At 65.4% G+C, this 25,181-nt stretch carries 22 protein-coding genes and 1 pseudogene; 8 read left to right on the top strand and 15 right to left on the bottom strand.

Annotation, left to right across the window (positions count from 1 at the left end):
* The 12 genes and pseudogenes from ACP7EY_RS20155 to ACP7EY_RS20100 form a co-directional block, all read right to left on the bottom strand.
* Positions 1-1,079: pseudogene (locus tag ACP7EY_RS20155) on the bottom strand (RHS repeat-associated core domain-containing protein); the annotation flags it as partial.
* Between the two features lie 9 nt (positions 1,080-1,088).
* Entirely contained in the window at positions 1,089-1,277 is a 189-nt protein-coding gene (locus ACP7EY_RS20150) for a hypothetical protein (protein WP_426196779.1), read from the bottom strand.
* 427 nt (positions 1,278-1,704) lie between these two features.
* Complete coding sequence (locus ACP7EY_RS20145; RefSeq protein WP_426196777.1) at positions 1,705-3,510, bottom strand: PhoH family protein; 1,806 nt, start codon at positions 3,508-3,510, stop codon at positions 1,705-1,707.
* Positions 3,511-3,730: 220 nt separating this feature from the next.
* Positions 3,731-4,201 carry a peroxiredoxin gene (locus ACP7EY_RS20140; protein ID WP_426196775.1) on the bottom strand — a complete coding sequence of 157 codons (471 nt, stop codon included), beginning with the start codon at positions 4,199-4,201 and terminating at the stop codon, positions 3,731-3,733.
* Between the two features lies 1 nt (position 4,202).
* A complete protein-coding gene (locus ACP7EY_RS20135; protein ID WP_426196773.1) occupies positions 4,203-5,198 on the bottom strand; it encodes a polysaccharide deacetylase family protein in 996 nt (331 codons plus the stop codon).
* A 4-nt stretch (positions 5,199-5,202) separates the two neighbouring features.
* A complete protein-coding gene (locus ACP7EY_RS20130; RefSeq protein WP_426196771.1) occupies positions 5,203-6,255 on the bottom strand; it encodes a bifunctional UDP-4-keto-pentose/UDP-xylose synthase in 1,053 nt (350 codons plus the stop codon).
* 8 nt (positions 6,256-6,263) lie between these two features.
* A complete protein-coding gene (locus ACP7EY_RS20125; RefSeq protein WP_426196769.1) occupies positions 6,264-7,223 on the bottom strand; it encodes a formyltransferase in 960 nt (319 codons plus the stop codon).
* The gene (locus tag ACP7EY_RS20120) at positions 7,220-8,224 is read right to left on the bottom strand and encodes a glycosyltransferase (protein ID WP_426196767.1); all 1,005 of its coding nucleotides are present in this window, start codon (positions 8,222-8,224) and stop codon (positions 7,220-7,222) included. The genes ACP7EY_RS20125 and ACP7EY_RS20120 overlap by 4 nt, the downstream gene beginning before the upstream one ends.
* Positions 8,221-9,414, bottom strand: a complete 1,194-nt coding sequence (locus ACP7EY_RS20115; RefSeq protein ID WP_426196765.1) for a DegT/DnrJ/EryC1/StrS family aminotransferase — start codon at positions 9,412-9,414, stop codon at positions 8,221-8,223. Before ACP7EY_RS20115 ends, ACP7EY_RS20120 begins: the two co-directional genes overlap by 4 nt.
* 116 nt (positions 9,415-9,530) lie before the next feature.
* The gene (locus ACP7EY_RS20110; RefSeq protein ID WP_426196763.1) at positions 9,531-9,905 is read right to left on the bottom strand and encodes a 4-amino-4-deoxy-L-arabinose transferase; all 375 of its coding nucleotides are present in this window, start codon (positions 9,903-9,905) and stop codon (positions 9,531-9,533) included.
* Between the two features lie 265 nt (positions 9,906-10,170).
* Complete coding sequence (locus tag ACP7EY_RS20105; RefSeq protein WP_426196761.1) at positions 10,171-11,850, bottom strand: glycosyltransferase family 39 protein; 1,680 nt, start codon at positions 11,848-11,850, stop codon at positions 10,171-10,173.
* The gene (locus ACP7EY_RS20100; RefSeq protein ID WP_426196759.1) at positions 11,850-12,266 is read right to left on the bottom strand and encodes an Mth938-like domain-containing protein; all 417 of its coding nucleotides are present in this window, start codon (positions 12,264-12,266) and stop codon (positions 11,850-11,852) included. The genes ACP7EY_RS20105 and ACP7EY_RS20100 overlap by 1 nt, the downstream gene beginning before the upstream one ends.
* A gap of 265 nt (positions 12,267-12,531) precedes the next feature.
* Between ACP7EY_RS20100 and ACP7EY_RS20095 the strand changes: the two genes are divergently transcribed.
* Both ACP7EY_RS20095 and ACP7EY_RS20090 read left to right on the top strand, forming a co-directional pair.
* Entirely contained in the window at positions 12,532-13,758 is a 1,227-nt protein-coding gene (locus tag ACP7EY_RS20095) for a pyridoxal phosphate-dependent aminotransferase (RefSeq protein ID WP_426196757.1), read from the top strand.
* A gap of 52 nt (positions 13,759-13,810) precedes the next feature.
* Positions 13,811-15,133, top strand: a complete 1,323-nt coding sequence (locus tag ACP7EY_RS20090; protein WP_426196755.1) for a homoserine dehydrogenase — start codon at positions 13,811-13,813, stop codon at positions 15,131-15,133.
* 47 nt (positions 15,134-15,180) lie between these two features.
* Here the strand turns inward: ACP7EY_RS20090 and ACP7EY_RS20085 are convergent, their stop codons facing one another.
* The 3 genes from ACP7EY_RS20085 to ACP7EY_RS20075 all read right to left on the bottom strand — a co-directional run bounded on the left by ACP7EY_RS20085 (position 15,181) and on the right by ACP7EY_RS20075 (position 17,644).
* Entirely contained in the window at positions 15,181-15,387 is a 207-nt protein-coding gene (locus ACP7EY_RS20085) for a hypothetical protein (RefSeq protein ID WP_426196753.1), read from the bottom strand.
* Positions 15,388-15,450: 63 nt separating this feature from the next.
* Positions 15,451-16,938, bottom strand: coding sequence for a sensor histidine kinase (locus tag ACP7EY_RS20080; protein ID WP_426196752.1), 1,488 nt, complete (start codon positions 16,936-16,938; stop codon positions 15,451-15,453).
* Between the two features lies 1 nt (position 16,939).
* Complete coding sequence (locus ACP7EY_RS20075) at positions 16,940-17,644, bottom strand: response regulator (RefSeq protein ID WP_426196750.1); 705 nt, start codon at positions 17,642-17,644, stop codon at positions 16,940-16,942.
* Positions 17,645-17,851: 207 nt separating this feature from the next.
* On the opposite strand from ACP7EY_RS20075, the gene ACP7EY_RS20070 reads away from it, so the two are divergent.
* The 6 genes from ACP7EY_RS20070 (at position 17,852) to ACP7EY_RS20045 (ending at position 25,175) form a co-directional block, all read left to right on the top strand.
* Positions 17,852-18,925, top strand: coding sequence for a porin (locus tag ACP7EY_RS20070; protein ID WP_426196748.1), 1,074 nt, complete (start codon positions 17,852-17,854; stop codon positions 18,923-18,925).
* A gap of 7 nt (positions 18,926-18,932) precedes the next feature.
* Positions 18,933-19,928, top strand: a complete 996-nt coding sequence (locus ACP7EY_RS20065; RefSeq protein WP_426196746.1) for a tripartite tricarboxylate transporter substrate binding protein — start codon at positions 18,933-18,935, stop codon at positions 19,926-19,928.
* A 52-nt stretch (positions 19,929-19,980) separates the two neighbouring features.
* Entirely contained in the window at positions 19,981-21,072 is a 1,092-nt protein-coding gene (locus tag ACP7EY_RS20060) for an ABC transporter substrate-binding protein (protein ID WP_426196744.1), read from the top strand.
* Positions 21,073-21,181: 109 nt separating this feature from the next.
* Entirely contained in the window at positions 21,182-22,951 is a 1,770-nt protein-coding gene (locus ACP7EY_RS20055; protein ID WP_426196743.1) for an ABC transporter permease, read from the top strand.
* 46 nt (positions 22,952-22,997) lie between these two features.
* Positions 22,998-24,074 (top strand): ABC transporter ATP-binding protein, encoded by a 1,077-nt coding sequence (locus tag ACP7EY_RS20050; RefSeq protein ID WP_426196741.1) that lies wholly within the window; start codon positions 22,998-23,000, stop codon positions 24,072-24,074.
* Positions 24,075-24,095: 21 nt separating this feature from the next.
* Positions 24,096-25,175 carry an AbrB family transcriptional regulator gene (locus ACP7EY_RS20045; RefSeq protein ID WP_426196740.1) on the top strand — a complete coding sequence of 360 codons (1,080 nt, stop codon included), beginning with the start codon at positions 24,096-24,098 and terminating at the stop codon, positions 25,173-25,175.
* Positions 25,176-25,181: the final 6 nt, after the last annotated feature.

The raw sequence follows: 25,181 nt of genomic DNA, 5'->3' as shown, positions 1-25,181 counted from the left end.
GCGCCGGTGGCGAAGCTGATCGAGTGCGCGGTGCCGCCTTTGGCGGGGCACAGCTTGCAGGCATTGGCGTCGCCCGTGGCCGGGCTTTGTCGGCCGATGGCGCCCAGTTCGTGGCCGGGGTTGTTCTTCTTGTGGTCCGCCCCCTTGGCCGACGGCACCATTGCCGGATAGCGCTTCTTGTGCTTGAGGACCGCGTCGCGCAGCCGCATCAGTATCCAGCGGATGCTCATCTGCGCCCGCTCGTCGGCCAGGGCGACGAGCTTGCCGCGAAACGCCGGCTTGAAGTCGGTCAGGTGGCCGATGATGCCAGTCACGCCCGCTACCGCGCTGTCCGGCAGCTGGCTCGCCGCCACGGCGACAAGGTAGTTCGCGCTCTTCTTGTACTGTTGGTCGAGGGCGCCAAGCATGCGGCGCCAGCTGCTCTCCACCTTGGGGTCGTGCAGCTTGCCCTCTACTTCCGCGCGGGACGCCACCTCGAACATCGGTTTTTTGCCGATGCAGCGATTGAGGATACTGATCAGATCGTCGGCAATACCGTCGGCAAGATTGGCGCACTCGTGCAGCATCCCTGCCAGCTTGCCCAGTGCGCTGTCGATGAAGGTCTCGAGCTCGCCGGCCAGCCTGGCGTTGAGGTGCATGACCAGCACCTCGACCAGTGCGGCGCCGAGATCCTTGACGCCCAGCCTCAGCTTTTGCTGGACCAGGTGCAGCGCCGGCCGCAAACTCATGCGCGCCGCGCTCATCGCCGGCGGCACCGGGATCACGCCGATCAGGTTGATGCCCAGGCTGACCCACTGCAGGAATTCGACTTCCTGCTTGTTGATGAGCTTCTGGACGACCTCCACCAACTCCATGATGGTGTCGATCAGCGCCATGATGTTACCGATCACCGGCAGGCTGCCGGCCACGGTGCTCAGGCGCTCCAGCGTGACGTAGTCGCAGCTGATCTTGCGCAGCCATTTGTCGAAGGCGGCGGCGCCGGCGCCAATGTCGCTCGGGTCGATGGTGTCGAGCGGGGCGACGGCCACTTCCGGCGCGCGTTCGGCCGGTTTGATCGGGGCTGGCGAGGGCGCGGGCATGGCGGCGTATTACAGGACGAATTTTTGAAGGGGCGAGGGCACGACTTGGGCGTGGCCGGCGGGGCCGACCACCGGTGCCGTCTGCACGCCAGGGTCAAGGCAGCGCACGCTGCTGGGGCGGTTCAACGGCGAGGCCTTGCCGAACTCGGACAGAGTGGCGATGCCGGCCGCTGCTTCGTTCAGGTATTGCTGTGTCATTGCACCTCCGTCGCCAGATGAGTCCGACTGGCCGAGGGCAAGTATTGCGCTGTTTGATCTTGGAAATTTGCGCAAGATCAATGGCGCCATGCATCCATGCAGGCAGGGCAAAAGCCTGGCGCTGCGAGGGTGCAATTAGTTTTGTGTAAACGGTCGCTTGGCACGACGGAACTGCTCAAGCTTGCCGACAGCCTGCTGGCCAACGACAGGAAACCGGAAGAACTTAAATTATCATTGTAATAATGCTTCTTCCAATAAAAATCCCCCTTGGTGTCAGCGACACGAAGGGGGATCAAATCGTCAAATTCTATTAAAAATAATAAATAGAATGTGTTCTAACTGCTTGGCAATACGCACTCACATTAATTTCGTTGTGGGTTTACCTTGGGCGCCACAACCCTGGCGTTGCGTTGCAAGCACACGCCACTTACAACACTTCGCTGGCGTGGTCGGCCAGGCGCGAACGCTCGCCCCGTGCCAGCGTGACGTGGCCGCTGTGCTGCCAGCCCTTGAAGCGGTCGACGACATAGGTCAGGCCGCTCGAGCCTTCCGTCAGGTAGGGCGTGTCGATCTGGGCGATGTTACCGAGGCACAGGATCTTGGTGCCCGGACCGGCCCGCGTGACCAGGGTCTTGATCTGCTTCGGCGTCAGATTCTGCGCCTCGTCGATGATCAGGAACTTGTTGACGAAGGTGCGACCGCGCATGAAGTTGAGTGACTTGATCTTGATGCGTGAACGGATCAGGTCCTGGGTCGCGGCCCGGCCCCATTCGCCGCCGTCGGAGTCGGACTTGTTGAGCACTTCGAGGTTGTCGTCGAAGGCGCCCATCCATGGCGACATCTTCTCTTCTTCCGTGCCGGGCAGGAAGCCGATGTCTTCGCCCACCGGCACGGTGACGCGGGTGACGATGATCTCGTTGTAGAGCTTCGTCTCGAGCACCTGCGCCAGGCCCGCGGCCAGCGCCAGCAGGGTTTTACCGGTACCGGCCTGGCCCAGCAGGGTGATGAAATCGCACTCCGGGTCCATCAGCAGGTTCAGCGCGAAGTTCTGCTCGCGGTTGCGGGCGGTGACGCCCCACACATTGTTCTTGTTGTGGGAGTAGTCGCGCAGCGTGCGGATCACCGCCGTTTTGCCGTTGAGCTCTTTCACCTGGCCGTAAAACGGCGATTCGCCACTCTTCGGTTCCATGTACACGAACTGGTTGACCAGCAAGGTGGGAATGGTGGGACCGGTGACGCGGTAGAAGGTCGACGAGTTGCCGTTGCGGCTTTCCTGCCAGGACTCCATGTCCTTGCCGTTCTTGTTCCAGAAGTCGTCCGGCAATTGCACGATGCCCGAGTAGAGCAGGTCGGTGTCTTCCAGCACGTGATCGTTGAAGTAATCTTCGGCGGGCAGGCCCAGCGCGCGCGCCTTGATGCGCATGTTGATGTCTTTCGACACCAGCACGATGGCGCGCCCCGGCAGTTCCGTTTCCAGGTTGCGGACCACGCCCAGGATCTGGTTGTCGGCCTTGCCGACCGGCAGGCCTTCCGGCAAGGTGGGGCCGTTTTGCAGGCGGGTCTGGAAGAACAGGCGGCCCTTGGCATCCTTGTTGCCCAGCTTGGCCAGCGGGATGCCCTGCTCGATGGCGTCGTCGTCGATGTTGGCGATCAGGGCGTCGAGCGTGCGCGAGACCTGGCGCGCATTGCGCGCCACTTCCGACATGCCCTTCTTGTGATCGTCGAGCTCTTCGAGCGTCATCATCGGCAAGTAGACGTCGTGCTCTTCGAAACGGAACAGCGACGTCGGATCATGCATGAGCACGTTCGTATCGAGCACGAACATTTTCGTCACGCCCTTTTTGTCGGCCTGGCGGCTGGTCGACGATTTGATGACCGCTTCGACGCTCTTGTGCTTGGCCGGATGCGCGGCGCCCCGTTCGTTGTCGACGCTGTCGTTGGAACGCGCCACGGCAGGTGCCGGGGCTGGAACTGCGGCCGGGGCCGCTTTCGGCGCGGCGGCGGCCGGCGCGACCTGTGCAGGGGGCGCCGCCATCGTCACCACATCGGCCTTGCGGCGGCTCGATTTCGGCTTGGCGACGGCCTTGGCGCTGATCAGGTCCTCAACGGGCTCGAGCGCGAGCACGGTGGCCGGCGCGATCGCGCGCGGTCCTGCCTTGCGCGGCTCGGCCTTGGGATAGTCTTTGGCCAGCAGCAGCGCTGCGGGCTGGGTCGGTAATTTGGGCAATGGCATCAGGGTCTCAGTCTAAAAATGTCCGCACGGGCAGCCACGCGGAACAATATCTGCGTGAATGACCGACGAAAGGGAGAGGGGGCGCAGTCGGAATGCGGGCCGAACAGTCGGCCGAACTGGCGCCACAAGTGGCTGATGCGGATAACAATACAATGCGAAGACTCAAAATAGGCTAGCGCAATCGACGTTGAACAACAGTTAGATCAAGAAGCGCCGGGTCTCAGGGCTGGCTCTTGACGAATTCCAGCACCTCCTCGGCGTGATTTGCGACCTTCACGCCCCGCCATTCTTTCACCAATTTGCCGTCAGCGTCAACGACAAACGTACTGCGCTCGACGCCGCGCACCTGTTTGCCGTACATCATCTTATTCTTCATGACATTGAACTGCAGGCAGACGGCCTCGTCCGGGTCGGAAATCAGCTCGAACGGCAGCGCCAGCTTGGTCTTGAAGCCGTCATGGGAGCGCATCGAATCGCGGCTGATACCGACGATGTCGGCGTGGGCCGCCTGGAATTGCGGGTACAGCTCGCGGAAGGCGATCGACTCGGTGGTGCAGCCGGGCGTGTTGTCCTTCGGGTAGAAATACAGCACGGTGTAGCGCGCCGGACGCCCCAGCAGGGTAAATGGCGCGCCGCCCGTCTGGGCGGCGGTGAAATCGGCGATGGGTGCGGTCGATGGGCTGTCAGCCACGTTACTCTCCTGGGCGCGCTGCGGTGGAACTACGAAGGGGATTGGGCACGATCAGCTCACCCGAGCGGCCCGGCACCTCGCCCCAGCTGACGGGAAACGCCGGCAGGGGCAGGTCTTTCACTTTCTGGTAATAGTCGGCCATCGAGGCCAGTTGATAGCCTTGCGCCTTCCAGCCAGTGAGCAGCTGTTCGAAGATGGGGGCGAGTTTTTGCCCTTCAAGCTCGGCATGCAAGGTATAGACGTGATCGCGGCCGGCGCCGGCCGTGAGCGAGAGCAGGTGGGCGGCGATGTTGGCGGTGGTGATGAGGACGCCGTCGATGGTGCGGCCCAGCAGTTCGTCCAGGGTCGGCAAGGTGGTGGGCAGCTGGATGCAGCTGCTGCCGTCGATCCGGTAGGGCGTCTCGCCCGGGTCTTGCAGGGAGCCGTCCTCGTTCAGGCGCGAGCGTCCATCCGAGGCGTAGGCGTAGCCTGCCGCCGTGTGCTCGGCGAAGGCGTGCTCATTCATCTGCCAGCCGGCGGCGCCGTGGGTGGCGGCGGCGTGGCCGAATACCTGGGCAAAGCGCTCTTCGGCGCAGCGCATCATGCGCGAGGTCCAGCTCGCGCCCGCCGTGCGCACCTTGTCCTGCCAGCGCACGTGGTCCCAGGTGTGGATGCCGCATTCGAAGCCGGCCTGCTCGACCGCCCGCAGCTCGTCAACGCAGCCGCGGCCGATGTCCGGGCCGGGCAGCAGCACGCCGTACATCAGCGTCTTGAAGCCATAGTGTTCGAGCACCGAGGTGCGCGAGACCTTGCTGAAAAAGCCGGGCCGAAACGCGCGCCGCAAGGCCCAGCCCGTGTGGTCGGGACCGAGCGAAAACAGGAACGTGGCGTGGGCGCCGTGCTGCGACAGCACGCGCACCAGGTTCGGCACACCCTCGCGGGTGCCGCGGTAGGTATCGACGTCGATTTTCAGCGTCAGCAGCGGCGCCGTGGCCGGTAGCGTGGAAGGGGCAGTCAAACCGTCAGTCCATCAGCGCTTTGGCGGCGCCGACCTGGCCCCGGTAAGCGTCGAAAATATGGCGCAGTGCGTCCGCCATGGTGGTGGTCGGCGTCCAGCCCAGTTCCGCCATCGTGTTGTCGATTTTCGGCACGCGGTTCTGCACGTCCTGGTAACCCTTGCCGTAGTAGGCGCCCGAGGTGGTCTCGACGATCTGCACCTGCCTGGCCGACTCGGCATACTCGGGGTACTCGGCTGCCAGCGCCAGCATCATCGTCGCCAGTTCGCGGATCGAATAATTGTTGGCCGGGTTGCCCACGTTGTAGATCTTGCCGCTGGCGATGCCATCCTTGTTGGCGATGATGCGCACCAGCGCGTCGATGCCGTCGTCGGCGTAGGTGAAGGAACGCTTCTGTTCGCCACCGTCGACCAGCTGGATGTTTTCGCCGCGCACGATGTGACCGAGGAACTGGGTCAGCACGCGCGAGGAGCCTTCTTTCGGGGTGTGGATGGAGTCGAGCCCCGCGCCGATCCAGTTAAACGGACGGAACAGGGTGAAGTTCAGCCCTTCCATGCCGTAGCCCCAGATCACGCGGTCCATCAGCTGTTTCGAGCAGGCGTAGATCCAGCGCGGCTTGTTGATGGGGCCGTACACGAGGTTCGACGCTTCCGGATCGAATTGCTCGTCCGCGCTCATGCCGTAGACCTCGGAGGTGGACGGGAAGATCAGGTGCTTGCCATATTTGGCGGCGGAACGGACGATCGGCAGGTTCGCTTCGAAGTCCAGTTCGAACACCTTCAAGGGGGCGCTGACATAGGTCGACGGGGTGGCGATGGCCACCAGCGGCAGGATCACGTCGCATTTCTTGACGTGGTACTCGACCCACTCCTTGTTGATGGTGATGTCACCTTCAAAAAAGTGCATGCGCGCCTTGTAGGCGTCGTTGGCGAGCAGTTCGCCGATGCGGTCGGACTGCATGTCCATGCCGTACACATGCCAGTCGGTCGTTTCGAGGATGCGCTTGGACAGGTGGTGGCCGATAAAACCGTTGACACCTAAAATCAGGACTTTTTTCATAGGGAGACTCAATCAGGGGTTGCAGAGGGGGGCAGCGCCGCCGGGGCCGCGGCGGCCAGGCGCTCGCGCAGCTGGGCGGCGTCGATGGCGGCGCCGTCGTGCAGCAAGCGGTGGATCAGCAGCACGCCGCCGTCGCCGCAGAGGCCGACAATGCGATTATCCACCACCGCCAGGCCAGGCGGCAAGGCGCCGGCCGGCACGCCGTCGCGCGGCCTGGCCAGGCGCGCCGTGTCGATGATGTAGCGCTGGCCGCCGATGTCGGTGAACGCGCCGGGGTAGGGCGGCGCCACCGCGCGGTGCAGGTTGTAGACCTCCTGCGCGGTCCTGGTCCAGTCGATGCGGCCGTCCTCTGGCTTGCGGCCGCCGAAGTAGCCGCCTTGCGTGAGGTCGTTGGGCAGGCGCGGCGCCTGGCCCGCCAGCAGCGCCGGCAGCACGCCCCACAGGCAGATCTCGGCCGCCACGGTGACTTTGCCGAACACTTCGTAGGCGGTGTCGTCGGGCAGGATCGGCACGGCCGTCTGCGCCACGATGGCGCCGGCGTCGGGCTTGACGGTCATCTCGTGCAGGGTCGCGCCGATTTCGCTGGCGCCGTGCAGCACCGCCCAGTTGACGGGCGCGCGCCCCCGGTAGTGGGGCAGGAGCGAGCCGTGCATGTTGAACGCCGGCGCCACCGCCAGCAGGCTCGCCGGCAGCATGTGGCGGTAATAAAAGCTGAACATCAGGTCGGGCCGGGCCGCCGTCACTTGCGCCAGCAGGTCGGTGCCGGCCGCGCTGTCGGGCGTGATGCAGGCGATGCCCTCGGCGCGGCACAGCGATGCCACCGAATCGAACCAGATGTTTTCGCTGGCGCTGTCGGCGTGGGTGACCACCAGGGCGACGTCGACGCCGCCGGCGAGCAGCACTTTCAGGCAGCGCACGCCCACGTTGTGGTAGGCGAACACGACGGCGCGGGGCGCGCGCGCACTCATTGGCGGCTCACCTGGCGCTTTTCCACCGCGCGGTCGAGCGCCGGGTCGGTGCCCGGCGTGTGCTGCAAGATGGTCTGCACCACGTAGCGGGGGCGCGCGCGCACCTGCTGGAAAATCCGGCCCACGTATTCGCCCACCAGGCCGATGCCGAACAGGATCACGCCCATGAAGAAGAAGGCGATGGCAAACAGGGTAAACACGCCTTCGGCCTCGGCGCCCAGGACGAAGCGGCGGATCAGCAGCATCAGCACCAGCAAGGCCGAAGCGAGCGAGAGCATCATGCCCAGCATCGAGAAAATCTGCAGGGGCACCAGCGAAAACCCCGTCACCAGGTCGAAGTTCAGGCGGATCAGGCTGTAGAGCGAATATTTCGATTCGCCGGCCGAGCGCTCTTCGTGTTCGACCAGGATCTCGGTGGGCCTGCGCGAAAATTTGTAGGCCAGCGCCGGCACGAAGGTGTTCACTTCGCCGCACTGGTTGACCAGGTCGATGACGTTGCGGCCGTAGGCGCGCAGCATATTGCCCTGGTCGGTGATGTTGATGTTGGTGATCTTGTGGCGCAGGCGGTTCATGGCCTTCGAGGCGATGGTGCGCCAGGCCGAATCCTGGCGCACGCGGCGGATCGAGCCCACGTAGTCGAAGCCTTCGCGCATTTTTTCGACCAGCTTGTGGATTTCCTCGGGCGGGTTTTGCAGGTCGGCGTCGAGGGTGACGACGATTTCGCCGCGGGTCGCCTCGAAGCCGGCCAGGATCGCCATGTGCTGACCGTAGTTGCCATTGAAAAGCACCACGCGGGTCACGTCCGGGCGCGCGCGGAACTGTTCGGCGAGGATGGCCACCGAGTTGTCGCGGCTGCCGTCGTTGACGAAGATGATTTCATAGGGGATGCCGATCTGGTCGAGCGCCGGGTACAGGCGCGCGAACAGCGCCGCCAGGCCCGCTTCCTCGTTGTAGATGGGGATGACGACCGACAGTTCCGGCTTGAGGGGATCGAGCATCATTTTGCCGGCACCGCCGTGCTCAGTTTCGTGCTTAAAACAGCGTTGACCGCACCGACCACCCGTTCGACGTCGGCGCTGCTCATGGCGTAAAACAGCGGCAGCGTCACCGTCAGGCGGCCGATGCGCTCGGACTCGGGGAACATCCCTTCGTGAAAGCCCAGCTTGCGGTACATGGTAAACAGGTGGATGGCGGCGTAATGAAAGCCGCTGCCCACATTGTGTTCGTCCTTCAGGCGGCGCATGAAATCGGCGCGCGCGGTGGGGCCGGTGTCGGGCAGGATGATCTGGAACAGGTGCCAGTTCGACGTGCCGAAGGCGGGCAGCGGCAGGCGTGCGCCGGTGCGTGCTTCGAAGTCGGGGCCGAAGCAGTCGAAGTAGTGGTGCGCGAGCGACTCGCGGTGGGCGGTGACGGCATCGATGGTTTTCATCTGGCCCAGGCCAATGGCGGCGGCGATGTCGGTCATATTGTATTTGCCGCCCAGGACGTCGACGTCGATGCCGTCGACGCCGCTGCGGGTGACCCCTTGCAGGCGGTATTTCTCCGCCAGCACCGCTTCTTCCTGGGTGTTCAGGACCAGGCAGCCGCCTTCGCCCGTGGTGAGGTTCTTGTTGACCTGAAAACTGAACGAGACCATGTCGCCGATGGCGCCGATGCGCTGGCCGTTCCAGGTCGAGCCGAAGGCCTGGGCGGCGTCTTCCACCACGCGCAGGCCGTGTTTGGCGGCAATCGCATACAGGCGGTCCATGTCGACCGGCAGGCCGGCCAGGTAGACGGGAATGATGGCGCGGGTGCGCGGCGTGATGGCCGCTTCGAGCTTGTCGAGGTCGATGTTGCGGGTGACCGGGTCGATGTCGGCGAACACGGGGGTGGCGCCCACTTCGAGGATGACGTTGGCGGTGGCGACCCAGGAGATGGGCGTGGTGATGACTTCATCGCCAGGGCCGATGCCGGCGATGCGCAGGGCGATCTCCATGGTGCAGGTGCCGCTGTTAAAGCAGCGCACGGGGCGCCCGCCGAAGTAGGTCGACAACTGCTGCTCGAACAGCGACACTTTTGGTCCGCCGTTGGTCAGCCAGCCCGAACGCAGCACCTCGCCCACCATGGCGATGGTGTCTTCGTCGATGGTCGGTTTGGAAAACGGCAGGAATGGTGCCAGCGGTGCGCTGGTGGAGGGCAGGGAGGCGGTCATGGGGGTCTCGTGTCAGGCTCGGAGTCAGTGGGGATGCCGGCACGGTCAATACGTGTCAAAGCGGCATGTTCAAGGGGACATTTTAGCAGCCATGGGCATGCCCCTGGCTGGGTATCTCACGTGCGCGCCATCATGGCGACGCCGACGATGATGACGGCCATGGCCACCATGCGCTGGACCGAGACGACCTCGCCGAGGAACAGGTAGGCACCCACGGCGGTGGCGATGTAGCCTAGCGAGAGCATCGGGTAGGCCAGGGTGACGTCGGCGCGCGAGAGGCCGATAATCCACACCACCACCGAGATGGCGTAGCAGGTCAGGCCGGCCAGGATGGGCAGTTGCGAAATGACCTTGATGGCGGTGGCGAACCAGTTCTGCGCCGTCAGGTGAATCGCCCCGCCCAGCGCATTGGTGCCCGCCTTGAGCAGCAACTGCGCGGCGGCATTGAGCAGCACGCCGGTAATGATAAAAGCAAAAGTGGTCAGGTTCATTAATAGTAAGTTATCAGTTGAAATATCGCGCAACGCCGGTCAGCGTGCCCCTGCTCGCCAAACAAAAGCAGGAACCTGCTTTTGTTTATCTTGTAAGCGTTGCATTTTTTTCAAAAATCATCTGGCTCCGCCAGGGATTTTCGCCCGTCTAGCCAAACAAAAGCAGGACCCTGCTTTTGTTTATCTTGTAAGCGTTGCATTTTTTCAAAAATCATCTGGCTCCGCCAGGGATTTTTGCCCGTTCAAACCAAACAAAAGTAGGGGTTCACTTTTGTTTGACATCATTCGCGACCACCATCCTGCGCGCATCGCGCGCCACCACCCGCAGCGGCACCCCTTGCGCCTGCAGCGCGGTATAGATGTCTTCGCGCATAAAGGCCAGGTTGCGCCGGCCGGCGGCGGCGTCGGCCATCCAGCGCTCGACGAACTGCGGCACGGTGGGAATGGCCAGTTCCGGCTGCTGCTGCAGGCCGAAGGAAAATTCGTCCGTGTAGGCCACCAAGGTGACGGTGCGGCGCAAATAAAACGTCATCGACTGCTCGTAGACGCCCACCGCGTAGATGGGCGTACCGGGCGCCAGTTGCGCTTCGATGGCAGGCAGCATGGCGGTGCCGGCGCGCGCCTTGCCGATCGGCTCGAAGCCGGCGATCATGATCTGGGTGGTGGCAAAGCCCGTCACCGCCAGCACCAGCACAAATAGGTCACGCTTCATCTGGCGTGCGTACAGCAGCGCCAGCGCGCCACCGACCAGGCTGACAAAGCCGGCCACCAGCACCCACGGCTGGTAGCCCTGGTAGAGCGCGACTTCGGTGCTGCGGCCCGCCATGCCCGGCATGAACGGCACGGTGGCGAGCAAGGCCGCGCCCACCAGCGCCGTCAGGGCGGCGCTGATCACGCGCGCCAGGCGGCTGCCGGCGTCGAGGTAGATGGCCGTCAGCAGCGCCAGCGCGGGGAACACGGGCAGGATGTAGCCGGGCAGCTTGGAATTGGATTTGGTGAAGAAGGCGATGATGAAGACGGCCCACACCAGCGCCATCAGGCGCGGCCGGAACGCGCGCGGATCGACCCCGGGCGCGCGCTTTGCACCGAGCCACAGGCTTTGCGCCAGCATGCCCAGCCAGGGCACCATGCCGACCGCGGTCAGCACGAAAAACACGTACCAGACCTGCTCGCGGTGGTGCTCCGTCTTGAAGAAGCGGTCCCAGTGTTCGTGGATGAAGAAGAAGGCCGGCTGCTCGGGATTGCGCAGGCCCACCAGGATGAACCACGGCGCCGCCACCGCCAGGAACAGCAGCAGGCCCTTGACCAGGTGCAGGCGCGTCCACAGCCGCCATTGCAGCGTCAACAGGGTGTAGCTGACCAGGATGCCGCCCGGCAGCATCAGGCCGATCAAGCCTTTCGACAGCACCGACAGGGCCATCGCCGCCCAGCACAGCAGCATCCAGTTGCGGTTTTCACGCGCCGAGGCGCCTTCGCGCTGCCCCAGCAGCAGCGCGCACAGGACGATCGTCATCATCCCCGACAGGCCCATGTCGAGCGAGTCGATCTGGCTGCAGGCGACCCAGTAAAAGCAGGAACCGAGCACCAGGCCCGCGTACAGGCCCACGCGCTGGCCGAACACGCGGCTGCCGGCGTAGGCGGTGATGAACACGCCGCCGATACCGCACAGACCCGTCCACAGGCGCGCCTGCCATTCGCCCACGCCGAACAGGCTGAACGAGAGCGCGTTCATCCAGGTCTGCAGGGGCGGCTTTTCAAAGTACTTGATGCCGTTCAGGCGCGTGGTGACCCAGTCGCCCGTGACGAACATCTCGCGCGCCATTTCGGCGTAGCGGCCCTCGTCGGGCGGCACCAGCGTGCGTACACCGAGCATGTACAGGGTGACCAGGGCAAAGGCGGCGAACAGGCTCCAGACGAGGGGGCGGTTGCTGTGCAGGTCGCGCATCAGGCAGGCGCGCCCGGTTCGGTGGCGGCAGGGGCGGGGGCGGGCACGCCCAGGATCAGCGCCAGCGTCACCTTGCGGCCCTCGCCCATCAGGATGTTGTAGGTGCGGCAGGCGGCCTGGTTGTCCATGCATTCGACGCCGATGCGCAGGTTCGACAGGCTCGCGACCAGGCGCGGGTGGATGAAGCGCTGGCGCACGCCCGTGCCGAGAATGACGACGTCGGGGGCGGTGGCGGCGATGGCCTCGAAGTGCGCCGCCGTCAGGTCGTCGAAGGTGGCCACGGGCCAGGCCTGGGGCGCCGTTTCGGGCATCACGGTCAGGCTGACATCGTAGGGGCGGGCGTTGATTTCGACGCCGCCGTCGAAGTAACCGGTGACAGTCTGGTATTGTTGGGTCGAGCTGGAATGGAGCTTCATGATTGGCGCAGGAATAAACGGGTGTTGGCGGCCGGGCGCCGCGTGCGGGCGTTAGCATGCCACAAACGCTGTCAAAGCGCGAATTTCCCGGCGCCCTCGTCAGTGCGCCCGCTCCCCTGGTGGCGCGGCCGCGCACGGCCGGGCGACCCGGAACGGTCTTGGCGGTTGATTAATTGCGCCTGATTCGGCAAAATGGGCTTTTTCGCAGTGCAACAATCTGGCAGTCGATTGCCACAGGCAGCTTCAATACTATTGGGATTTCACCGTGCGACCAATCCTCAAATCCAGCAAGCTCGACGATGTGTGTTACGAGATTCGTGGCCCCGCCATGGAAAAGGCGCGCCAGATGGAGGAGGACGGTCACAAGATCATCAAGCTCAATATCGGCAACCTGGCCGTGTTCGGCTTCGATCCGCCCGACGAGATCGTCCATGACATGATCCGCAATATGCACAGCGCGGCCGGCTACACCGATTCGAAAGGCATGTTCGCGCCCCGCAAGGCGGTGATGCACTACACCCAGGAAAAGAAGATCGCCGGCGTCAAGATCGACGATATCTACCTGGGTAATGGCGCCTCCGAACTGATCGTGATGGCCATGAACGGCCTGCTCAACACCGGCGACGAAGTGCTGGTGCCGGCGCCCGACTATCCCTTGTGGACGGCGGCGGTGAGCCTGTCGGGCGGCAAACCGGTCCATTACATCTGCGATGAACAGGCCGACTGGTATCCCGACATCGACGACATGCGCAAGAAGATCACGGCCAACACCAAGGCCATCGTGGTGATCAACCCGAACAATCCCACCGGCGCCCTGTACCCGCGCGAAGTGCTGCTGCAGATCGTCGAACTGGCGCGCCAGCACCAGTTGATCATCTACGCCGACGAAATCTACGACAAGACCCTGTACGACGGCGCCAGCCACGAGTCGATCGCCGCGCTGGCCGACGACGTGCTGTTCGTGACCTTGAACGGCCTGTCGAAAAACTACCGCTCCTGCGGTTACCGCGCCGGCTGGATGGTGGTGTCGGGCGAAAAACGCCACGCCACCGACTACATCGAGGGGCTCAACATGCTCGCCTCGATGCGCCTGTGCGCCAACGCGCCCGGCCAGTTCGCCATCCAGACCGCGCTGGGCGGCTACCAGAGCATCGCCGACCTGGTCGGCCCCGGCGGGCGCCTGCTCAAGCAGCGCGACCTGGCCCACCAACTGCTTACCGATATTCCAGGGGTGACCTGCGTCAAGCCAAAAGCGGCGCTGTACATGTTCCCCCGCCTCGACCCGGCGATGTACCCGATCGCCGACGATCAGCAGTTCGCCTGCGATCTGCTGGCCGAGGAAAAAGTGCTGATCGTCCAGGGCACCGGCTTCAACTGGACTTCGCCCGATCACTTCCGCCTGGTCTTTCTGCCCAACGCCGACGATCTCGTCGACGCTTGCGGACGCATCGCCCGCTACCTCGACGGCTACCGCCGTCGCCACGGGCGCTAAGCACCGCGTCCGGCGCCGGCGACGGCGCGGCCACTCACACCCTATAAAGCATATGAATCCCATCAAAGTAGGCCTGCTCGGCATCGGCACCGTCGGCGCCGGCACATACAACGTCCTGCTGCGCAATCAGGAAGAAATCCGCCGCCGCGCCGGCCGTGGCATCGAAATCACCATGGTCGCCGCCCGCAACGCGGCGCGCGCGAAGTCGCTCGTGGGCGCCCACGTGACCGTCGTCGACGACCCCTTCGCCGTCGTCGACCATCCCGACATCGACATCGTCGTCGAGCTCATTGGCGGCTACGAGCTGCCGCGCGAACTGGTGCTGCGGGCGATTGCCAACGGCAAGCACGTCGTCACCGCCAACAAGGCGCTGCTGGCCGCGCACGGCAACGAGATCTTCGCCGCCGCCCAGGAAAAAGGCGTGATGGTGGCGTTCGAAGCAGCCGTCGCCGGCGGCATCCCCATCATCAAGGCGCTGCGCGAAGGCCTCACCGCCAACCGCATCGAGTCGGTGGTCGGCATCATCAACGGCACCACCAATTTCATCCTGTCGGAGATGCGCGACAAGGGCCTCGACTTCGCCACCGCGCTGGCCCAGGCCCAGGCGCTCGGCTACGCGGAAGCCGATCCCACCTTCGACATCGAAGGCGTCGACGCTGCCCACAAGCTGACCATCATGTCGGCGATCGCCTTCGGCATCCCGGTGCAGTTCGAGCGCGCCCACGTCGAAGGCATCAGCAAGCTGCAGGCGGTCGATATCAAGTATGCCGAGCAGCTGGGCTACCGCATCAAGCTGCTGGGCATCACGCGCCGCACCGTGATCGACGGCGTCGAAGGGATCGAGCTGCGCGTGCATCCCACCCTGATCCCGGCCAAGCGCCTGATCGCCAACGTCGAGGGGGCGATGAACGCCGTGCTGGTGCAGGCCGACGCCGTCGGCGCCACCCTGTATTACGGCAAGGGCGCCGGCGCCGAGCCGACCGCGTCGTCGGTGATCGCCGACCTGGTCGACATCACCCGCCTGGCCACCGCCGATCCCGAATACCGGGTGCCGCACCTGGCCTTCCAGCCGAACCAGATGACCGATGTGGCGATCTGGCCGATGTCGGAAATTAACACCAGCTACTACCTGCGCGTGTACGTGAAAAACCGCCTGGGCGTGATGGCGGACCTGACCCGCATCCTGGCCGACGCCCGCATTTCGATCGACGCCGTGCTGCAGAAGGAGCCGGCCGAAGGGGCCACCCGTCTCGACATCATCATGCTCACGCACCAGACGCGTGAGCGCAACATCGACGCGGCGATCGAAAAGATCGAGGCGCTCGAGACGGTGGTGGGAACGGTGACGCGGATCAGGCTCGAGAGCCTGAGTTAAACGGCGGCGGGGCGCCACAGGCGTCCCGCCGTGCTTGCATTGTTGCGCTAGAGCGCGTCCTCGCCCGGGCCCACGCCGTGGTGACGCGCCAGCGGCGCCGCCTGCGCCAGCGCGCGTTGGCGCAGCTTGGCAAGCTCGTCGAGGCCGTCGGGCTCGTCGAGGTCGGCGCTGACATAGTCGCGCAACTCGGCGTCGTCATCTTCCGGCCCCAGCGCGTCGAGGGCGATCCAGCGGTTGGTGTATGGCGTTTTCATCCGGGGGATTCTACCCGCGCCACATCGCAGCGCCGCAGCTTGCACGCCCCCGTTTGAGACGCCTCAAGTCTTGTCGTTTTCGCCCGCGGGCGCTGCCGTCGGCAGGGGAAAAGCGATGCTGATTTTCAATCCCACCCCACCGGCGCCATGGTCGAGCGCGATGGCAGCGCCGTGCAGCACGGCGATGTCGCGCACGATCGCCAGGCCCAATCCGCTGCCGTCCTGGTGCTCGGCCATCGTCGACGAGGAGCGGTAGAACGGCAGGAACACCTTGTCGCGTTCGGCGCTGGCGATGCCGGCGCCGCTGTCTTCGATTTCCAGCAGGGCGCCCGAGGGCGTGGCGCGCACCCGCAGCGCCACCCGGCCGCCGGCCGGGGTGTAGCGGATGGCGTTGTCGAGCAGGTTGCTGATCATCTCGTGCAGCAGCAGGGCCTGGCCATCGACCTGCGGCGCGCCGTCCACGTCGAGCGACAGGTCGAGCTGCTTTTGCACCGCCGGCAGCGCCAGTTCGAGCGCCACCTGGCGCACCACCTCGGCCAGCGCCACCCGCGTCAGGGCCGCCACTTCGCCGCCATGCTCGACCCGCGCCAGCGTCAGCAGCCGGTTGGCCAGGTGCACGGTGGCGTCGGTGGTGGTGGCGATCGAGGCGACGATCGCGCGCATGGCGGTCGGGTCGTTTTCGCGCAGGGCCAGCTGGGCCTGGGTTTTCAGCACCGTCAGCGGCGTGCGCAACTGGTGCGAGGCGTCGGCGATGAAGCGGCGCTGGCTGGCGATCAGGTCCTGCATGCGCGACATGGTGCTGTTCATGGCGCCCACCAGCGGGCGCACCTCGCGGTGCACCAGCGCGGCGTCGACGTCGGACAGGTCGTGCACGTCGCGGCGCTCCACTTCGCGCTTGAGCTGCATCAGCGGCGCCAGCACCAGCCGCACGGCGAACCATACCAGGGTGGCCACTGCCAGCAGCAGCATGCCCTGGCGCTGCAGCGTGTCGAACAGGATCTTGCGGGTCAGGCCGCGCCGCGCGTCGAGCGTTTCGCCCACCTGGATCAGGGCGATGCCGCGCATCGAATCGTCGTACACGGGCTGCAGCAGGGCGGCGATGCGCAGCGGCTCGCCGTTGTAGTTGGCGTGATAGAAGCGCACCAGCGCCGGATAGGCGTCCGAGCGGGGCACGTTGGCCGGCACCGGCGGCAGGTCGGCAAAGCCTGACACGGTTTCGCCCTCGATGCCGGTGACCTTGTAATAGATGCGGCCCAGGGTGTCGGTCTCGTAGCTGTCGAGGGCGACGTAGGGCACGTCGGCCACCACCTTGCCGGCCTTGACCGAGACCCGTTCGGCCAGCGCGCGGGTCGACGCCAGCAGGGCGCGGTCATAGGCCACGTCGGCCGTTTCCAGGCCGTTGTCGTAGGCCGAGATGGCGTTGACGGCGACCAGCACGATCAGTGGCACCAGCAGCCAGCGCAGCAACTGGTTGCGCAGGCTGCCGCGCGGGGCGCTCGGGCCGAACCGGCCGGCCAGCCTGGCAGTGATCCTGCTTGCCAGCGGCGTCATGCTAGGCCGCGCCCGGCACCGGCGCGCGCGGCTGCAGCATGTAGCCGATGCCGCGCAGGGTTGTGATGGCGGCGCCGCCGGCGGCCACCTTGTCGAGCTTCTTGCGCACGCGGTGGATGTACAGTTCGATGGCGTCGACGTTGGCGTCGTCCGACAGGGCGAACACCTCGTCGAACAGTTTTTCCTTCGGCACCGCGCGTCCGGGCCGGGTGATCAGCGCTTCGAGCACGGCGTGCTCGCGCGGCGTCAGGCCCAGCGTGGCGCCGTCGTAGGTGAACATGCGGGTGACGGTGTCGAAGGCGAGCGCGCCGCACTGGTGCACCAGCGCTTCGTTGCCCTGGCTGCGCCGCAGCAGCGCCTTGACGCGCGCTTCCAGTTCGGCCAGTTCGAACGGCTTGGCCATGTAGTCGTCGGCGCCCAGGTTCAGGCCCTGCACCCGTTCCTCCAGGCCGCCGCGCGCGGTCAGGATCATCACCGGCGTATTGGCGCGCGCGCCGCCACGGGCACGCAGGCGCCGCAGCACTTCGAGGCCGTCCATCTTCGGCAGGGTCAGGTCGAGGATGACGAGCGAATAATCCTGGGTGTGCAGGAGCGCGTCGGCGTCGGCGCCCGTGTGCGCCGTTTCGACCGTCAGGTGAGCGTCGCGCAGGGCCTTGGCCAGCCAGTGCGACAGTTCGAGGTGGTCCTCGACTAGCAATATTCTCATCGCGCAGAACTTAAACCCTGCGTTTGCGCCGGTCAAGCGAAAATTTTCCGGCGGCACCACAATTAATGGTTATTGCGGTCGTCTCGGGGCGCAACGTATAAGTTCAGATATGAAAGGCAAATGAAAGGATCGGGGCTCTATAGTAGGTCCATAAGTCGAAGTCGCAACTGAAGTACCCATAACTATAACCACTGCTGGAGACATGTAATGAAGAAGTCCTTGCTTTCGCTCGCCCTTTTTTCCGCCTTTTCCGCTGCCGCCATCGGCAGCGCCCACGCCCAGTCGAACGTCCAGGTCTACGGCCTGATCGACGCCGGCGTCGAATCGATCAACAATGCCACCGCCACCGGCGCCGGCCAGGTCCGGGTTATCTCGGGCGGCAAGAACACCTCGCGCTGGGGCTTTCGCGGCAGCGAAGACCTGGGCGGCGGCCTGAAGGCCGTCTTCAATCTCGAGGGCGGCATCCTGCTCGACACGGGCAACCTCGACGGCGTGCTGTTCAAGCGCCAGGCGTATGTCGGCCTGGACGGCAGCTACGGTCGCCTGGTGATTGGTCGCTCGTTCACCACCGCCTACGATTTCGTGATCCTGTTCGATCCGCTGGGCTACGCGCCGAACTACTCGTGGGCCACCTCCACGAACGCGTCGGGCCCGTCGAAATACGGCATGACCACCGCCTTTGATAACCTGGTCAAGTATTCGGGCGGCATGGGCGAATTCAAGTACGGCGCCACCGTCGGACTGGGCGAACAGGCCGGCTCCGCCAACGATGGCCGCAAGTACTCGGTCGGCGGCTCCTGGACCCACGGCCCGTTCGCCGCCATGGCCACCTATGAGCGCATCAACGGCAACGCCGTCGTCGTCGCCACCGGCAACCGCGACGAAACCACCGCCTACCACCTGGCCGCCGACTACAAGCTGACCGACTGGCGCTTCACCGCCGGCATGCGCGGCTACAAACTGGTGGCCGGCCGTGCCGCCACCGCCGACATCAAGGGCGACACCTACTGGGGCGGCGTGTCCTACTACATCAAACCGGCATGGACCCTGACCGGCGCCGTCTACCACGTCGACGTCAAGAACGTCGCCGCCGGCCAGGACGCCGATCCCACCATGTACGTGCTGCGCAGCCTGTACGCGCTGTCCAAGCGCACCGACCTGTATGGCGCCGTCGGCTACGCCAAGGCGAAAAACAACAAGCTGGTGAGCCTGTCGCGCGACGATCCAGGGTTCGCCGGCACCCAGCGCGGCATCACCGCCGGCATCCAGCACCGCTTCTGATCCACCGATGCCAGCGACCCTCAAGGCGCGGTGCTTGCTGGCCGCCTGCGCGGCCGGCATGATGCCGGCCGTCGCGGCCGTCGCTGCGGTGCCGGCTGCGCCGGCGCGCGCCGCCGAGTGCGTGGTGCCGTCCAAGCCGGGCGGCGCCATGGACCTGACGTGCAAGCTGGCGCAGAAAGCCCTGAATGAAAAATCGGCCGCCTCGTCGATGCGCCTGACCTACATGCCGGGCGGGATCGGCGCGGTGGCGTGGCACACGATGGTGTCGCAGCGCGCCGCCGACGGCGACACGCTGGTGGCGTTTTCCGGCGGCTCGCTGCTCAACCTGGCGCAAGGCAAGTTCGGCAACGCCAGCGCCGGCGACGTGCGCTGGGTGGCGGCACTGGGCGCCGACTACGGCATGATTGCCGTACGCGCCGACTCGCAGTACAAGACACTGGCCGACCTGCTGGCGGCGCTCAAGCGCGATCCAAAGAAAGTGCTGATCGGCGTCTCCGGCACCATCGGCAGCCAGGACTGGCTGAAGATGGCGATCCTGGCGCGCAGCGCCGGCGTCGATCCGCGCGCGCTGCGCTTCGTCGCCCTCGAAGGGGGCGGCGAGGCGTTCACCGCGCTCGACGCCAATTACGTGCAGGTGGTGCCCGGTGACGCTTCCGAAGCCACCCTGTACGCCGGCGCCGGCAAGGTGCGCGTGCTGGCGGTGCTGTCGGCGCAGCGCCTGCCCGGCGTGCTGTCGAATGTGCCGACGGCGCGCGAGCAGGGCGTCGACATGGTGTGGCCCATCATCCGCGGCGTGTGGATGGGGCCGAAAGCGTCGGACGCCGACTACCAGCGCTGGGTGCGGGCATTCGACCAGATGGAAGCGTCGCCGGAATTTGCGCAGATGCGCGCCGCCTACGGCTTTTATCCCTTCAGCATGACCGGCGCGCCGTTGACGGCTTACGTCAAGCAGGCCGTCGAAGATTACAGGCGCACCGCCCGCGACTTCAAGCTGGTGCGCTGACCGAGCCGCTCAAAAACCAAGAAATCAAAACGAATCACTTACGGAGACCACCATGAAACTGATCCCATCGATTATCACCGCCGCCGTGCTGTCCTGCTTCGCCACCGCCGCCTTCGCCCAGGTGCCGGCCGGCTATCCCGCCGACTACCAGAAACTCATCGACGGCGCCAGGAAAGAAGGCAAGCTGGTGGTCTACGGCGCCACCGACAGCAAGGCCACGCAACCGCTGATCAAGGACTTCAGTGCCCTGTATCCCGGCATCACCGTCGAATACAACGACATGAACTCGACCGAAGTGTACAACCGCTTCATCTCCGAAGCGGCCGCCGGCGGCAATACCGCCGACGTGATGTGGTCGTCGGCCATGGACTTGCAGATCAAGCTGGCCTCGGAAGGCTACGCGATGGCCTACAAATCGGTCGAAGCGTCGAAGATTCCTGGCTGGGCGATGTGGAACGACATGGCCTACGGCACCACCTTCGAGCCGGCCGCCATCGTCTACAACAAGCGCCTGGTGACGGGTGCGGAGATCCCCCAGACCCACGCCGACTTCGCCCGCATCATCCAGGGTGAAAAATTCAAGGACAAGGTCACCACCTACGACATCGAAAAATCCGGCGTCGGCTTCATGTTCATGACCCAGGACGCCCAGGACTTCCCGCAGTTTCCCGCACTCGAGCAGGCGTTCGGCGCGGCGCGCGTGCGCGTGCAGTCCTCGACCGGCACCATGCTCGAGCGGATTTCCTCGGGCGAGAACCTGATCGGCTACAACGTGCTGGGCTCCTACGCCCTGGTGCGCGCCAAGACCGATCCGTCGATCGGCATCGTGCTGCCGAAGGATTACACGCTGATCCTGTCGCGCGTCCTGTTCATCAACAAGGCGGCCAAGAACCCGAACGCGGCCAAGCTGTGGCTCGATTACATGCTGTCGAACCGCGGCCAGACCGTCATCGCCAACGACTCGAAGCTGTACGCGATCCGCGCCGACGTCAAGGGCGAGACCACCTCGGCCGACCTGATCAAGCTGATCGGTGAGAAGAACATCAAGCCGGTGCCGGTCGGCCCGGCCGTGCTCAGTTACCTGGCGCCGGCCAAGCGCATGGCCTTCCTGAAGCAGTGGAAAGAAACCGCCGGCAAGAAGTAATCGCCGCGTATTGGTACAACGGCGGACCGCCGGCCGGTCCGCCATGTTCGTCGCAGTCTGGCGCTGTTTGTCTACGTGAACAGCGCCGCATCCTTTTTCAGGAACTCTCATGTCTACCTTTTCCTTGCCCGGACCGCGCAGCCTTCACTGGTCGCGCGGCCTGGTGGTGACGCTCACCTGTCTCGCCGTTTTTGTGCCCCTGCTGCTGATCTTTTATCAGAGCTTCCTGTCGGCGCCGTTCTTCATGCCCGGCAAAGTGCTGGGGCTGGACGCCTACCGTTTTATTTTCGATGACCCCGATTTCTGGCTGTCGCTGAAAAACGCGATGATTCTCGCCAGCGGCCTGGCCCTGATCGCCGTGCCGCTGGGCGGCGCGCTGGCCTTCCTGATGATCCGCACCGACCTGCCCGGCCGCGGCTGGATCGCGCCGCTGCTGCTGGTGCCGATTTTTGTCTCGCCCATGGTGATGGGCTTCGGTTACGTTGTGTCGATGGGGCCGGTCGGGTTCTACTCGACCTGGGCCAAGCAACTGCTCGGTTTCGTTCCCTGGAATATCTATTCGTTCACCAGCATCGTCATCATCGCCGGCCTGACCCACGTGCCGCACGTCTACCTGTACGCCTCGTCGGCCCTGAAAAGCCTGGGCTCGGACGTCGAGGAAGCGGCCCGGGTCGCGGGTGCCTCGCCCCTGCAGGTGATGATGAACGTGTCGCTGCCGATGATCATGCCGGCGCTGGCCTATGCGGGCGTGCTGGTGTTTTTCCTCGGCTTCGAGGTGTTCGGCCTGGTGCTGGTGCTGGGCGACCCGGAAGGCCACCTGGTGCTGGCGACCTACCTGTACAAGCTGACCAATAAACTGGGCACGCCCTCGTACCACCTGATGGCGGCGGTGGCCGTGTGCCTGGTGGCGGTGACGATGCCGCTGGTGATGATCCAGCGCCACCTGCTCAAGTCGGCCAACAAGTACGTCTCGATCAAGGGCAAGGGCGCGCGCCAGAAGGTGATGCCGCTGGGCCGCTGGAAATGGATCGCGTTCGCCCTGCTGGCCGGCTGGCTGGTGTTTACCATCGTGCTGCCGATCACCGGCATCGTGCTGCGCTCGTTCGTGCAGTACTGGGGCGAGGGCGTCAACCTGGCCGACGTGCTCACGCTGCAGCACTTCCGCGATATTTTCGAGCAGCCTTCGCTGATGCGCGGCATCCTCAACACGGTGCTGATCGGCGTCATTGGCGGCGCCCTCGCGGTGGTGTGCTACTGCGCCATCGCGCTGGCCATGCACCGCAAGCCGGACGGCATCACCCGCCTGCTTGACTACTCGGTGCTGGTGCCGCGCGCGGTGCCGGGCCTGCTGGCGGGCCTGGCCTTCCTGTGGGTGTTCCTGTTCGTGCCGTCCTGGCTCGAGAGCCTGCTCAAGATGTCCGACAGCGGCGTCGCCCAGTATCTGATCGAGCACGCCATTCCCGCCCTGCGCGCGGTGCGCTCGACCATTTTTGCCCTGTGGCTGGCCTATTCGGTGGTGTGGCTGGCCTACGGCATGCGCCTGATCTCGACGGCGCTGCTGCAGGTGGGGCCGGAGCTGGAAGAGGCGGCGCGCGCGGTCGGCGCCAGCCGCGGCCAGGTCACGCGCGACGTCACCCTGCCCTTGATCAAATTCGGGCTGCTGGGCGCCTGGCTGATGGTGTTCCTGATTTTCGAGCGCGAGTATTCGACGGGTGTCTACCTGCTCTCGCCCGGTACCGAAGTGATCGGCGCCATGCTGGTGTCGCTGTGGGCCGGCGGTTCCACCGACCTGGTGGCGGCGCTGTCGTTCATCAACATCACGCTGGTGGCGATTGGCCTGGGCATCGCGCTGCGCTTCGGCGTCAAGCTGCATAACTAATACACAAACATAAGAAATACGACCGATCATGAAACGAGACCAGAGCATGAATGAATTGTCCGTCAACGAACTGCACCTCGACTACGGCAGTGGCGCCACCGCCAACCCGATTTTGAAGGGGGTGTCGATGCACCTGCGGCGGGGCGAAGTGGTGGCCCTGCTGGGCCCCTCGGGCAGCGGCAAGACCACCTTGCTGCGCGCAGTCGCCGGCCTGGAAAGCCCGAAGGCGGGCACCATCGACATCGGCGAGCGCCGCGTGTTCGACGGCGCCAGCAAGCTCGAGATGCCGGCCGAAGCACGCAACCTGGGGCTGGTGTTCCAGTCCTACGCGCTGTGGCCCCACAAGACCGTGTTCGACAACGTCGCTTACGGCCTCAAATTGCGCAAGATGGGCAAGAGCGAGATCGCCACCAAGGTCAACGACGTGCTCAAGCAGCTGGGCCTGGGCCACCTGGGCGAGCGCTTTCCGCACCAGCTCTCCGGCGGCCAGCAGCAGCGCGTGGCGATCGCCCGCGCGCTGGTCTACAACCCGCCCGTGATCCTGCTCGACGAGCCGCTGTCGAACCTCGACGCCAAGCTGCGCGAGGAAGCGCGCGCCTTCCTGCGCGAACTGATCGTGCGGCTGGGCCTGTCGGCGCTGATGGTGACCCATGACCAGGCCGAGGCGATGGCCATCTCCGACCGCATCCTGCTGCTCAACAACGGCAAGATCGAACAGCAGGGCAGCCCGCAGTCGATGTACGAGACGCCCGACACCCTGTTTACCGCCGAATTCATGGGTTCGAACAACCGCCTCAACGGCACCGTCAGCGCGCGCGACGGCGACCATCTGACCTTGAACATCGACGGCACGCCGATGCGCGGCATCGTCCGCGGCGCCGGCGCCGCCGTGGCCGCCGGCAGCGCCGTGCAGCCGCTGATCCGGGTGGAAGAAATCCGCGTCAGCGCGACCCCGCTGGAGAATGCCCTGGCATTGCCGCTGCTGACCTGCATGTACCTGGGCGACCGCTGGGAGTGCCTGTTTACGCGGGGCGAGACGAGCTTGAGTGCGTACTCGAAGCACCGGCTCGAGGCCGGCAATTATTATCTGCACATGCCGGCCGATAAACTGTGGGTGTTCTGACCGGGCAGGCCTAACTCCGCCATGACCGGAACACCGCTGGCGCGCCCGCGCTGGTACCGCGCCGCCACCCTGGCGGCGGCGCTGCTGCTGGCCCTGGCCGCGGCCCTGCTGTGCGTACGGCTCGACACCCCGCTGCCGTGGATGATCGGCCCCCTGTTCGCCAGCGCCGGCGCGTGCATGCTGGGCGTGCCCTTGAAAGCGCCGGTGCAGGTGCGTTACGCGGGCCAGTGGGCCATCGGCACCACGCTGGGCCTGTATTTTACGGCGCAGGTGGTGGGCACGCTGGCGTCCTGGGCGGGGTGGATCGTGCTGGCCGTGCTGTTCGCGCTGGCGCTGGGGATGGCCGCCGGGCGCCTGTTGCAGGCCTTGTCGGGCGCCGATTTCGTCACCTGTTTTTTCGCCATGGCCGTCGGCGGCGCCTCGGAGATGGCGGCGCAGGGCGAGCGCCACGGCGCCGCCGTCGAGCGCGTGGCCGCCGCCCACAGCGTGCGCATGATGCTGGTGGTGGCGACGATCCCGTTCGCCATCCGCTGGTGGAGCGGCCACGGCCTGCCGGCCGTGATCGACCTGTATGTGCCGGGCGCCACCGAGGTGCGCGTGGCGGGGCTGCTGCTGCTCATCGCGCTCACCGCGCTGGGCGCGCTGGCCTTGATGCGGCTCGATTCGCCCAACGCCTGGGTGATCGGCCCGCTGCTGGTGGCGATGGTCCTGACGGCCTCGGGCCTGCACCTGAGCCGCATACCGGAATGGATGATCCACCTGGGCCAACTGTTCATCGGCGTCTCGCTGGGCACCCGTTTTACCCCCGCCTTCGTGCACACGGCGCCCCGGTTCATGGCCGGCGCGGCGGTTTGCGCGCTGCTGATGATCGGCCTTGGCGCCGCCTTTGGCGCGCTGCTGGCGGCGCTGGCCGGCATCAATCCCGGCGTGGCGGTGCTGGCGACTTCGCCCGGCGGGATCGCCGAAATGTCGCTGACGGCGCGCGTGCTGCACCTGGGCGTGCCGATCGTGACGGCCTTTCACGTCACCCGCATGGTCGCCGTGGTGCTGCTGATCGGGCCCCTGTACCGCCGCAGCGCGGCCCGGCGCGCCCCGCCTTGAGGCGTC

The organism is Massilia sp. DWR3-1-1, from assembly GCF_049898325.1.
Taxonomy (GTDB): Bacteria; Pseudomonadota; Gammaproteobacteria; order Burkholderiales; family Burkholderiaceae_D; genus JAFCUW01.
Note: the sequence above shows the minus strand (reverse complement) of the source record. Positions and strands in the feature narration are given on the sequence as shown.

Bases quoted from the DNA above. Each gene is read 5' to 3' on its own strand.
- ACP7EY_RS20150 (WP_426196779.1), bottom strand. From the start codon at position 1,277: ATGACACAGCAATACCTGAACGAAGCAGCGGCCGGCATCGCCACTCTG.
- ACP7EY_RS20145 (WP_426196777.1), bottom strand. From the start codon at position 3,510: ATGCCATTGCCCAAATTACCGACCCAGCCCGCAGCGCTGCTGCTGGCC.
- ACP7EY_RS20130 (WP_426196771.1), bottom strand. From the start codon at position 6,255: ATGAAAAAAGTCCTGATTTTAGGTGTCAACGGTTTTATCGGCCACCAC.
- ACP7EY_RS20125 (WP_426196769.1), bottom strand. From the start codon at position 7,223: ATGAGTGCGCGCGCGCCCCGCGCCGTCGTGTTCGCCTACCACAACGTG.
- ACP7EY_RS20120 (WP_426196767.1), bottom strand. From the start codon at position 8,224: ATGATGCTCGATCCCCTCAAGCCGGAACTGTCGGTCGTCATCCCCATC.
- ACP7EY_RS20115 (WP_426196765.1), bottom strand. From the start codon at position 9,414: ATGACCGCCTCCCTGCCCTCCACCAGCGCACCGCTGGCACCATTCCTG.
- ACP7EY_RS20110 (WP_426196763.1), bottom strand. From the start codon at position 9,905: ATGAACCTGACCACTTTTGCTTTTATCATTACCGGCGTGCTGCTCAAT.
- ACP7EY_RS20105 (WP_426196761.1), bottom strand. From the start codon at position 11,850: ATGCGCGACCTGCACAGCAACCGCCCCCTCGTCTGGAGCCTGTTCGCC.
- ACP7EY_RS20100 (WP_426196759.1), bottom strand. From the start codon at position 12,266: ATGAAGCTCCATTCCAGCTCGACCCAACAATACCAGACTGTCACCGGT.
- ACP7EY_RS20090 (WP_426196755.1), top strand. From the start codon at position 13,811: ATGAATCCCATCAAAGTAGGCCTGCTCGGCATCGGCACCGTCGGCGCC.
- ACP7EY_RS20085 (WP_426196753.1), bottom strand. From the start codon at position 15,387: ATGAAAACGCCATACACCAACCGCTGGATCGCCCTCGACGCGCTGGGG.
- ACP7EY_RS20080 (WP_426196752.1), bottom strand. From the start codon at position 16,938: ATGACGCCGCTGGCAAGCAGGATCACTGCCAGGCTGGCCGGCCGGTTC.
- ACP7EY_RS20075 (WP_426196750.1), bottom strand. From the start codon at position 17,644: ATGAGAATATTGCTAGTCGAGGACCACCTCGAACTGTCGCACTGGCTG.
- ACP7EY_RS20070 (WP_426196748.1), top strand. From the start codon at position 17,852: ATGAAGAAGTCCTTGCTTTCGCTCGCCCTTTTTTCCGCCTTTTCCGCT.
- ACP7EY_RS20065 (WP_426196746.1), top strand. From the start codon at position 18,933: ATGCCAGCGACCCTCAAGGCGCGGTGCTTGCTGGCCGCCTGCGCGGCC.
- ACP7EY_RS20060 (WP_426196744.1), top strand. From the start codon at position 19,981: ATGAAACTGATCCCATCGATTATCACCGCCGCCGTGCTGTCCTGCTTC.
- ACP7EY_RS20055 (WP_426196743.1), top strand. From the start codon at position 21,182: ATGTCTACCTTTTCCTTGCCCGGACCGCGCAGCCTTCACTGGTCGCGC.
- ACP7EY_RS20050 (WP_426196741.1), top strand. From the start codon at position 22,998: ATGAATGAATTGTCCGTCAACGAACTGCACCTCGACTACGGCAGTGGC.
- ACP7EY_RS20045 (WP_426196740.1), top strand. From the start codon at position 24,096: ATGACCGGAACACCGCTGGCGCGCCCGCGCTGGTACCGCGCCGCCACC.